We start from the raw sequence: 10,447 nt of genomic DNA, 5'->3' as shown, positions 1-10,447 counted from the left end.
GGAGGGACGACATGTATCGTTATGTTAGTTCACCGCAAGCGTCGAAGTACATCGTGCCGCCACCTCAACATCGTGAGTTGTCGAGTGTGGATGTGCCTGAGTCTGAATTAGAGATGCGAGAAATATTGAATAATTGGTTTGCTGATGGTTTAGCACCCATTATTGAAAGTGAAGATGACTACATCTCTGCGAGCGATCACGTTCGATTTGAAAAGCTCAGCGGCACCGTTGGGATGCTGTTGAGAAACAAAGATTATTATTTTGCGGCCAAACGGATTTTATCTGTGTGGGAACAAGATTGCCTTGAAACCACTTACATCAATTATCTCATTTTACGCAGTGAGCGAGTCACTTCTTTAAGGTAAGTGAATGCTGTGGCACTTCTCATTAGCCATTAGCCATTAGCCATTAGCGACTTACGGTTCGTGTGCTTACGATCTTTTTGTTTTTCTAGCGAATCAGGCAAACAAAAAGGGCAAGCTTTGAGGCTCACCCTTAAGGTTCTTTTTACCTAACGTTGTTGCTCTCAATTAACGATGCTTTTGTCTAACGTTATTGTTCTTTCCTGTCGTTATAACTTCTCAGTAGGGTTGAGACTTACACCCAACCATCAAATTTGAGTCGTTTTTGAATTCTCTCGACTGCTTCTTTCTGCATTTGTCTAACACGCTCATTAGAAACATTTACATCTTGCATTTGTCCCACCTCAGACAGTGTTTTCACCTTGTTATCAAAGAAACCAAAACGGTGAATGAGAACCTTCTGTAATTTGGGTGGCAGTGTGTTTATGATTTGCTCTAGAGCTTGGGTAAAAGACTGATCTTCACAATCTTTTTGCGGGTCAGGGATATACTCACTTTCACACTGTTCAAGTACTATCGGTGCGTGGCTGATACCAACCGTTGTTGTTACGTCAATAAACCCGCTAAGCGCCACGAGTTGGTCGACACGTTTTGCCTTTACGCCAGAGCTGTCTGACAACTCTGAAATAGAAATCTCTTTACTCATTTTTTTACTTACATCGAGCTTCTTGGACGCGAGGCTGTTTATTTCTTTGCATACGTGGGCGGGCAATCGGACAGTACGACCTTTGTTCATCAATGCCGCTTCAATATTCTCTCGAATCCACCATACGGCGTAAGTCGAAAAGCGATAACCGGGTTCGGGATCGTATTTATCGATTGCTTTGATTAAGCCGATGTTACCTTCTTCGATAAGGTCGAGCAGCGTGAAGTTGTTGCCTTTACGTTTTAGGTAACTCTTTGCGATTTTTACAACAAGTCGCAGGTTTGATTCGATCATGATGTCACGTGCTTGCTTGTCACCAGCGCGATTCAATTTTGCGTAATACACCTCATCTTCACGCGACAGCAGATCAATCCCCACAATATCCTTTAGATAGTGAGCATAAGGTTCTGCAGTGGTAGAAAATGATTCTTTAATGGGTGTGTCATCCGTGAACCCTTGAAACGCAGCAAAACTGTCATTGTTCATTTCCTTGTCCTTTTTTAGCCGACTGAACGTTTTATTTTTTTATTTTATTATTATGCCACCAAGTGATTAACGCTTGGTTTCATTAGAGTGTAGATAACAGTTTCTTCTTTACCAATAAATAAAATGCAATTTCGTATACTTACGTCACAAAAAGATCTACAAGTATTTAACCATTTTACATCTCATCGAACGTGTCGGTTTTTCATAGGAAACATGAACATGCATAGCTTATAAAGTATGTGTTATGCATTGGCGTATGTAGATAAACCGAGTGAATTTATAGGAGCGGGCGGCTATATAATTGATAGGGAAAATGAGGAGAACGTGGCAAGAGTCGAGGTTCCATGTTGCCAAAGTACCTCAGCTCTTTAACCTGTTCAGCTGACATTGTTTGCTGCGTAAAACTATAAAACTATTAGTGGAGACTAAAAGCTGTTACGGAATACTAAAAGCTATTACAAAAGCTCAGTGAATTGACTAATAGGTGCTGAGCACCTCATCGATTTGTTTGTTGATGATCTTCATTTCGCTGTAGATAACAGAAAGATCATCATCTTGAGGTGCAAGCTTATTAAGTGTGTTTTGCTCGACTCTTTCTAAGGCCACGGTGGCGGTTTCTTCGCCGAAGCTGGCTAATATGCCTTTTAATGTGTGCACGGTAAAATGAAGCTTGCCCCAATCCTGTTGCTGTACCAGTTCTTGTATCTCTTCTAATGAATTGCCATGGTCTTCTTGATACACAGACAACACAGCGAAAATCACTTCTTTGTCATTATCTAAGTAGGCATTTAAGGCATCAAAATCTAGCATATAGACTCCTGTCGGCTGTATGTTGAAAATGGGCTGGGCGGCTTAGTAGAAAAACCAGATCTTAATGAATCACTGAGCCATTGGCTCCATCTTGGTGGAAGCTCTAGCTGTGCGAGCTGTTTCAAGTATTCGTGTCTAAGGTTTTCTTCTATATGAGCTTTATGGACGGCATATATATAGTCAAGTTTCGCCGCAATTGAATATGGGTAATTGTGAATGTAGTCCTTTAGTTCTTGGATGGAATCGGAATTTTCGATATTTACACAAGTAGAAGGGTCTACATCTTTTGATTCGAGTTGATGGTTTATTGTCTCCCCTCGAGCTTTTAGGCACTCTGCAACTAAGTGGTACAGGGAGTACTCGCCAAAGTGAGTTAAAAGAGGTAGCAATTGAAGCAATAAGTGAGTGGGTTGGTTGTAAAAGTTATTTGCTAACAGTGTCGAGGCTCGAATCACTTTCTTGTGAGCAACTTGAGGGCTGTTCTCAATGAGTAAAATATTACTTTGAAATAGGGCAAGGCTGGCCAGAACTTGTTGCTGTTGTTTTACGGGAAGTTTGAGGTTTACCAACTCTGTGAATTGATTAGCATGTTCCAGCAGAATACGTTTGTACTTTAATTGAGTCTCACGTTGGTAGGTCGCCTTTAGTGAACTGAAGTGAGCGCTAATGGAATGAATAATATCAATGTCGGCAGACGATATATGCGTCGCGTACATCTCACCAAGCTTGATAAGCATCAGGGTGTTGTCGACGTTTTCTGCCAAGTCGATTGCTCTTATCGCACGGTGACTGATGCTAGGCGTCATTTCAAACGCTCTTATGGCCAGTTTAAGCGCGGGCAGTAACATATTATGTTTTTCATAAATGCAGCTTAAACAATCAATAACGTTTAATGACAACGGCTGAGCAATCAGGTAATTGTGGAGCTTTTCTATGGCTAGGTTCGGTTTACCCAAGCTGTCTAGAATTAATGCCTCTGCGACTAATTTGGTCGGGTGCATTTTCGTGTTCGAGTTGTTGATTGTACTTGAAAGCAAATCCCATTCTTTACCTCCGATTAAGTGTTCAATCAACGTCGCTTCAAATTGAACGCTATTGCCATTCGGGGAGATCGCTAACGCTTGTGTCAATCGTTCCAGATTAGTGATCGGATACAAGTCATTCAGTTGGGTGAGTTTCTTCGAAACGGACACAGCACTTTGAATCTTCTTGCCTAAAGATTGAGTATTGATCGGTTTAGAAACAAAGTGATGTGCTTCGCCAGAAAGGGCCGTCAATACGGTTTCCTGACGCATATCCCCAGAAACAAGAATCGTGGCGACTGTATGATCGATGAGCCTGTTTCGATAGAGGATCCCCAAAAGCTCAAACCCCGTGAAGGATTGCTCTAAGTGGTAGTCAATGAGGAGTACATGAAATGAGTGCGTCTCGACCGCCTTGATGGCTTGTCGATAATCGGTCGCAATAAAGATGCAATCATGTGAAATGCCCAAGCTCGAGAGTTGCTGCTTAATAAGTATTGTTGCGCTCTTAGAGTCGTCGACAATCAAAACCCGCAGGTCTGTTGGTAAGGTCAAATCCATTTTCCTCAATACCAAATGTTATGTTTAATTTAGGTGTCAGGTTGCACATTGTCAAGGTGCCTATATCACATACAAACACTCAATAAACTATTGGTAATTAAAGAGTATTCGATAACATTTATGAAAGCCTTCAAACGCAGGTTACGTTTACCTTATTTTTGTGGGGTTATCCGTGTTTTAGAAATAAAAAAGAGGTAAGCCGATAAGCTTACCTCTCTGTTTTCTTACACGATTGTTTATTTGAAATGTAGTCTTTTTTGAAGTTTTACTTACTAAAAAACTAGCGCTAATCACGCATGTTCAAAATCAATACTGCCGCTAGAGCCAAGAACGCCGTCATCATTAAGAACACATCGTTGTAAGCCATGATGGCAGCGTCACGTTGCATTGTACCAAGTAAGCTTGCTTGCGCTTGTTGCATCGCCGTTGCGGCATCACTTCCTGACTGAATGAAAAACGCCTGTTGTTGCTGAAGCGTCTGCCAACCGAGTTGACTCACAGAAGGTAGCGACTCCTTGATGTGAGCCAGATGCTCACGGGTTTTGTTATCCAATAGCGTAGCGATAATCGCGATGCTGAAAGCGCCCCCTAAGTTTCGCATCACGTTGGTTAACGTTGATGCGTCTGGCGTGTCCATTTTGCTGATGTTCTTCATGGCAACCAAAGACAGCGGAACCATAATAAATGGGCTACCGATAGCACGCAGAACCATAGACAAAATCAGCTGCTGGCCACCAAAATCGATTGTCATGTGCGTATTCACGTAACAACTGAAACCGAACATTGCGAAGCCAAAGGTCACCAAGTACTTAGGCTTAATTATCTGTGTTAGCTTGGGCACAATTGGGAATATCAGAAGTTGTGGGAAACCCATCCACATTAGCACTTCACCAATTTCCATCGCGTTATATTGCTGAATTTGAGTGAGATACATCGGCAGAACATAGATAGAGCCGAGCAATGCCATCCCCAAAATCAAATAGGCGATACAAGACATAGCAAACTGCCCATCCCGCAATAGCCGCAGGTTAACCAATGGCTTTTTGTGTTGGAGTTCGTTTATCACAAAGTAAACCAAACTCACCGCCGACACGATACTCAAGCCAATAATAAAGCTCGAACTGAACCACTCTTCACGGTTACCTTCTTCTAGTACCACTTCCAAACAACCTAGCCCTAACGCCATGGTGGCGATACCAAACCAGTCCGCTTTTTTCAGCGTGCCAAGGTCGAGCTTTTCATCATCCAAGCCATATCGGATCATGGTGATCACAAGCAAAGCAGGCGGAATATTGATGTAGAAAATATAGTGCCATGAAAAGTTCTCCGTCAGCCAACCACCAAATGTTGGGCCGATCGATGGAGCAAAGGTCGCGGTTACGCCAAACAGTGCCATACCCACAGCCCGTTTGTTAACAGGCAATAACTGAATCACTAACGAGAAAGCAAGCGGGATTAAAGCGCCACCACTGAAGCCTTGCATCGCTCGGAATACGATCATCGAGGTCATATTCCAAGAGAACGAACACAGCAAAGATGAAATGGTGAAAATGGCCGTCGTCCACGTGATATAACGGCGTTTACCGAGCGCTTTAGAAAGCCAACCACTGAGTGGGATAGCAATCATCTCTGCGACTAGATAAGACGTAGAGATCCATGAACTTTCATCTAAGGTGGCAGACAGCGCGCCTTGAATATCTTTGAGAGACGAGTTGGTGATCTGAATATCCAAGATCGCCATAAACGCGCCAATCAAACCGCCAAATAGGGCGATCCAATGGCGTCTAGAAACCACTCCATCATCATTAGTGTGGGTGACAACACCAGCGTTACTCATGATCTAGCCTCGTTTATCGATGGTCGCTACCACAGACAAACCAGGAAGCAATCTACCTTTCAATTCTTGCTGATCTGGAATGGTAATTTTCACCGGTACACGTTGAACGATTTTAGTAAAGTTACCGGTCGCGTTTTCTGGTGGCAGTAGCGCAAACTTGGCGCCAGTCGCAGGAGAGAAACTGTCTACCACGCCTTCAAGTGGCTGACCCGGAAAGGCATCTAGTTCGACTTCTACCGTTTGGCCTTTGTGAATGCCGCTTAGCTGTGTTTCTTTGAAGTTAGCTTCAATCCACACTTGGTTGTTTGGTACCAAGCTCATAAGTGGCGCGCCTGCTTGAATCAGCAAGCCTTCACGGACGCTACGTTTACCAATCACGCCATCCGCTGGCGCGTAAACCTTGGTGTAATCAAGGTTAAGTTGTGCTTGATCTCTTTGTGCTTGAGCTTCAGTCACGGATGCGTTTGCTTGTTCGATTTCACTCGCAATCACGATTAGTTGGTCATTACTTGCGACGAGGTTTGCTTTTGCTTCTTCAAGTTCTGCTTGGGTGACTTTTTGTTGTGCGACCATGCTGTCGACTTCATCTTGCGAAGCATAGTTGCGCTTTAATAAGCTGCGAGAACGCACGACTTGTTGGATTGCACGCTCGTATTCAGCTTGTGCGGAATCAACACGGCTCTCGGCTTGATTTATTTGGCTACGTTGTAACGTTTGTTGAGCGATAAGGTTGTGTACGCTTGATTGAACGACGCTTAAATGCGCATTCGCCTGAGCAAGTGCAGATTGGTAATCACGATCATCGATTTGAACCAACAAGTCACCTTGTTTAACCGATTGGTTATCACTCACGTAAGACTTAACAATATAACCCGACACCTTCGGGCTTATATTAGTGATGTCGCCTTGTAGGTAGGCATTGTCGGTAGATTCAAAGTATTGGCCATAGCCGTACCAATATCCGGCACCAGCAAGACCTAATGACAGCATGATCGCAGTAGCAATAAGCGGAGCTTTTTTACGTTTTTTTGTGCTTACTGATTGCGAAGCGTTATTGTTCTCTGTCATTTTTTATTTCTCATTTTGTTTTTATTTAGATGTAACGAATTGTAAATGAATTCGATTGATTGATAAGATAGGAAAAAAGGGAAACACTGTTGCAAAAATCTTACTAATATAGCTTTGGGAGAAATACGATGGACTTAAATGCTGTGACTGTTTTTACACAAGTTGTTGATTGTGGGAGTTTCACGCACGCAGCTGAAGCATTGAACATGACCAAGTCGACCGTCAGCCGAAAGCTTGATGAGCTCGAGCAGCACCTAGGTGTGAGGTTGATCACTCGTTCGACACGAAGTTTAGTTTTAACGCCAGAGGGTGAGCGCTTTTATCAGTCGAGCATGCAGATGCAAGAGATCATGAACCAAGCTGAGTTAGAGGTTTCTGCCAATCAGGATTTGATCCGAGGGCAGTTGAATGTTGTGTTGCCTGTCGAATTGGGACATCAAGTATTAGCCACATACATCCACAGTTTCCTAAAAGAGCACCCAAACGTGACTTTGAACTTAGAACTGTCGAATCGAGAAGTCGACATCATTGCGGAGGGGATCGATCTTTACGCGCAAATTGGTGAGCTGGTGGATTCGAGCTTGGTTTCTCGCTACCTCACAACATCGAAGCGTGTATTGGTAGCCAGCCCTGAGTATTTAGAACAGTTCGGTGAAATCTCTTCACCCGATGACCTTAAGCCTCCATTTAGGATGATTGAGGTGGTGAACAAGGCGGCACGTCTACCTAAGTGGCATTTGCAATTAGAAGGCGGAGAGTCGATTTTGATCGATCTACCGTGTCAGTTGCGGGTGAATACCATCACGGCATGCCTAACAGCGTGTGTGGATGGGCTCGGCTTGGCGGTGCTTCCTGAATTCATTTGTCGTGAGCACTTCAAGACAGGGAAGCTGATTCGTTTGTTACCTGAGTATGAGATGCCAGAAGTTTCAGTAAGCCTAGTGTATGCAGACAGACAGTTGATGCCGAAACGTAAAAAGGTCTTTATCGACTATCTACTGACTGCCTTTCAAAATAGGAAGCAAAAGTAACGGGGATAACCTTAGCGGGTAAATAAGTGCTTAGGCTTCCTATTAATCGTTTTTGCCTAAACCGTATCGAAGCTAATGATAAGTTGACTGCCAATCGACGACTTGTCCATTCGCCAATATAGCTTTGACCGACAGGGCCGCAATATCAACGTTATCGTGACGAAAGGTCTTGTTGGAGAAGTTGGCAATGATCTTACTCCCGTCACTGAACTCGGTTTGTTGAACATCTCCGTTCTTATCTAACCAGTCGAAATCGACCAACTGTTTATCCCATAACTGTTCGTGCATCGGTTCAAAGCCATTTTGATAGTGTTTCAATGCTCTGATTCTCGGGCTTGAACTTGATAAAGCTTCATCTCTGGTCAAGTGAACCATCGGTGGCGTGTTATACAGCATGGCGCTTAAGTCACGATTTGCTTGTATATTGGTGAACTTAAGGCTGTCTGAGTGCCAATGGTGCGTATTGATTACTTCATCATGGAAAACGGCTTGGTAAAGCGGAATTCGATATTGTGGCGAAAACAGTAGCGACTTGTAGGGCTCTTTAACCTCGGAGGGTTTAAAGAAGAAGTCAGGCTTGTGGTCTGGGTACCAACGACCTAAGTAATAGGGAGATCGGCGGTTCTCTTTCATGTCTTTATCTGTCCAACCAAAACCAACCGTTTCTAAGCCGTGCGCAAACGCGATGCCTTTTGTTGTTAGGCTGTTGCCGTCTTCAGATCCTAATACTAACGATGGTTGCTCGCTTAGCCACTGCATTCGGTTGTTGAAGGCAGAAAGCATATCCGATTCGTTTGTATCGCCATTACCATTGCTGTTGCTATGACTCTTGCTATGACTGTCTATAGAGCCGCTGTAATCCTCACGTGCCATGGCGGTTGCATCAACATCTAAGAACAAGCTGTTGAAGTTGCCGAATTTCATAATGTCTTGAGCGCGCTGCTTTACGTAATCTAAATGGCAATTCGGATTAAGATAGAATCCGTTACCTCGAAACCCTTTTTTTAGGCTGCCATCCGCTAGTTCAATGGCACAACTTTGACGCATTGGCTCTGGTAATTGAGCGGTTAGCCAGTTGTCGTTCAGCTTCGCAGGAATGGCTGTGTTGTAGGAGTCATAGGTGCCGACCAGATATCCTGACTGTTTTGCCAGACCCACAGCGTTAGGTTGATAGAATGCTGGCATCCAATTATCAAATCCGAGCCAAAGTTTGTTTAAGCCTGCCTTATTTAGATTGGTTACCATGTCTGAAGACAACGCTTGTCCCCAAGTGTCTGACGAGTTTAGGTAAGGGGAAGCGTGCTCTAGCAACCAGTTCTTCTTATTCTGCGCTGCCACGTATTGAGCTTTAATCGTGTTGTTTTCGAGTGTCGGATTACCGACTGAAAATAACACCTGCAACGACTGGCTAATAGAGTCCAACAATAACTGTTTGTGGTACTGACTGAACCAATCTTTACCCTTGGAGAGTGATGAAAGCTCTCTTTTTGCTTCCTTGGAAACGTTGAGTTTTGAGCCCTTTAGATACCAGCTTTTCAATCCCCACCAGTCGCTTACATCTTGGACGCTTAGTGGATCTTTGCCAAACAAATAAACGTGGCTCGCGCCGATCAACTTACTCACATCTGGATTGCGCTTTTGCTTTGCTACAAGTGTTTCAGACTGGTCATTATTGATGCGCCAATCTCGGTATTGTTTGGCACCATCTAACCACGAGTCTCCGAGGGTGATACGAACAATAAAAGGCTGTGACTGATTGAGCATCGTAAATTGGTGTGATGCCTTCATATCAATTTTGGTCTTTGTATTTGAGGAAGCATTAGAGGATGCATCTGAAAAGAGCAGTTGATTGTTGGTTGCATTAATCATCTGATAGCTAATGAAGTGGTCGTTCTGTTGTGCTGTCCCAAAAGGCATCTTTAGGTCTTGAGTGGTGTTGCTTCCAGAATGGTTGTCGACTAGGTAACTACCCCAAAGCTTGTTATTTGTAGGTACACGCATGCCTTCGCTAAAAGGAAGAAATAGGGTCTGAGTTTGTTGTTCTGCAAGATCAAACCACGCCAACTCTACGGGCTGGTTACGTTTCACCTGTATATTTGAAGGGAAGCTGAACTGAAAAGTGAGTTGATCTTGATTTAGTTCTGCCTCAATGTTTATCCCACTAGGTACTAAGGTCCAAGTTGCGGTCTTTGCTGAGTTAGTTTTATCGGAAAGACCAATGACTAGATTGGTCGCTTTCTGTGGTTGGCTATCAACGGTGAGAGCGCCGCTGTTAACGCTTAAGCCGTTCCAATCTATCTCTAAAGTATTCGATGAAATAGAGACTGTATTGTTAGTGGCGGTGTTAGCGTTGTCGCGAATACTGCTGCCGCTAATGCTATTTCCGCTAACGCTGCTGGTGCTAATAGTGGTTAGCGTTATTTGGCTCGCTTGTGCATTGGATGAAAACAGACAAGCTGTTGTTAAAGCCACAATGGCACAAGTAGAAAGATTGAGTGGGTGACGTACGCTGAGCATATCTAGATTCCGTAAAGGGTAAGTACGGTTATTACACCCAAGTAGCGCTAGTGCTTTGTCACCTATATGTCTCTATTTTCTGCATTACCTAGTTTCTAATCTTCTTC

The 10,447-nt window shown here is 43.7% G+C and carries 8 protein-coding genes; 2 read left to right on the top strand and 6 right to left on the bottom strand.

The genetic code is table 11. From position 1 onward, the window contains the following. Positions 1-11: 11 nt before the first annotated feature. On the top strand, positions 12-365 hold the full coding sequence (locus AC3CH4_RS23355) for a hypothetical protein (protein WP_017079131.1): 354 nt from the start codon (positions 12-14) through the stop codon (positions 363-365). 232 nt (positions 366-597) lie between these two features. Here the strand turns inward: AC3CH4_RS23355 and AC3CH4_RS23350 are convergent, their stop codons facing one another. From AC3CH4_RS23350 to AC3CH4_RS23330, 5 genes are all read right to left on the bottom strand, one after another. Next, positions 598-1,494, bottom strand: a complete 897-nt coding sequence (locus AC3CH4_RS23350) for a sigma-70 family RNA polymerase sigma factor (protein WP_054546945.1) — start codon at positions 1,492-1,494, stop codon at positions 598-600. 477 nt (positions 1,495-1,971) lie between these two features. Continuing rightward, the gene (locus tag AC3CH4_RS23345) at positions 1,972-2,304 is read right to left on the bottom strand and encodes an Hpt domain-containing protein (RefSeq protein ID WP_017079133.1); all 333 of its coding nucleotides are present in this window, start codon (positions 2,302-2,304) and stop codon (positions 1,972-1,974) included. After that, on the bottom strand, positions 2,298-3,887 hold the full coding sequence (locus AC3CH4_RS23340) for a response regulator (RefSeq protein ID WP_108118007.1): 1,590 nt from the start codon (positions 3,885-3,887) through the stop codon (positions 2,298-2,300). Before AC3CH4_RS23340 ends, AC3CH4_RS23345 begins: the two co-directional genes overlap by 7 nt. Before the next feature lie 286 nt (positions 3,888-4,173). After that, complete coding sequence (locus tag AC3CH4_RS23335; RefSeq protein WP_017088492.1) at positions 4,174-5,724, bottom strand: DHA2 family efflux MFS transporter permease subunit; 1,551 nt, start codon at positions 5,722-5,724, stop codon at positions 4,174-4,176. Positions 5,725-5,727: 3 nt separating this feature from the next. After that, on the bottom strand, positions 5,728-6,792 hold the full coding sequence (locus tag AC3CH4_RS23330) for an HlyD family secretion protein (protein WP_009844998.1): 1,065 nt from the start codon (positions 6,790-6,792) through the stop codon (positions 5,728-5,730). A 128-nt stretch (positions 6,793-6,920) separates the two neighbouring features. Here AC3CH4_RS23330 and AC3CH4_RS23325 point away from each other — a divergent pair, with 128 nt between their 5' ends. Next, positions 6,921-7,823, top strand: coding sequence for a LysR family transcriptional regulator (locus tag AC3CH4_RS23325; RefSeq protein WP_017092646.1), 903 nt, complete (start codon positions 6,921-6,923; stop codon positions 7,821-7,823). A 72-nt stretch (positions 7,824-7,895) separates the two neighbouring features. On the opposite strand, the gene AC3CH4_RS23320 is transcribed toward AC3CH4_RS23325, so the two are convergent. Next, on the bottom strand, positions 7,896-10,340 hold the full coding sequence (locus AC3CH4_RS23320; RefSeq protein WP_488543929.1) for a glycoside hydrolase: 2,445 nt from the start codon (positions 10,338-10,340) through the stop codon (positions 7,896-7,898). Positions 10,341-10,447: the final 107 nt, after the last annotated feature.

This window comes from Vibrio sp. QJM3NY_26 (assembly GCF_057786005.1).
The sequence above is the reverse complement of the archived record's forward strand: the minus strand, read 5'-3'. Positions and strand labels throughout refer to the sequence as shown.

Coding starts and splice junctions, on each gene's coding strand:
- AC3CH4_RS23355 (WP_017079131.1), top strand. CDS start 12: ATGTATCGTTATGTTAGTTCACCGCAAGCGTCGAAGTACATCGTGCCG.
- AC3CH4_RS23350 (WP_054546945.1), bottom strand. CDS start 1,494: ATGAACAATGACAGTTTTGCTGCGTTTCAAGGGTTCACGGATGACACA.
- AC3CH4_RS23345 (WP_017079133.1), bottom strand. CDS start 2,304: ATGCTAGATTTTGATGCCTTAAATGCCTACTTAGATAATGACAAAGAA.
- AC3CH4_RS23340 (WP_108118007.1), bottom strand. CDS start 3,887: ATGGATTTGACCTTACCAACAGACCTGCGGGTTTTGATTGTCGACGAC.
- AC3CH4_RS23335 (WP_017088492.1), bottom strand. CDS start 5,724: ATGAGTAACGCTGGTGTTGTCACCCACACTAATGATGATGGAGTGGTT.
- AC3CH4_RS23330 (WP_009844998.1), bottom strand. CDS start 6,792: ATGACAGAGAACAATAACGCTTCGCAATCAGTAAGCACAAAAAAACGT.
- AC3CH4_RS23325 (WP_017092646.1), top strand. CDS start 6,921: ATGGACTTAAATGCTGTGACTGTTTTTACACAAGTTGTTGATTGTGGG.
- AC3CH4_RS23320 (WP_488543929.1), bottom strand. CDS start 10,340: ATGCTCAGCGTACGTCACCCACTCAATCTTTCTACTTGTGCCATTGTG.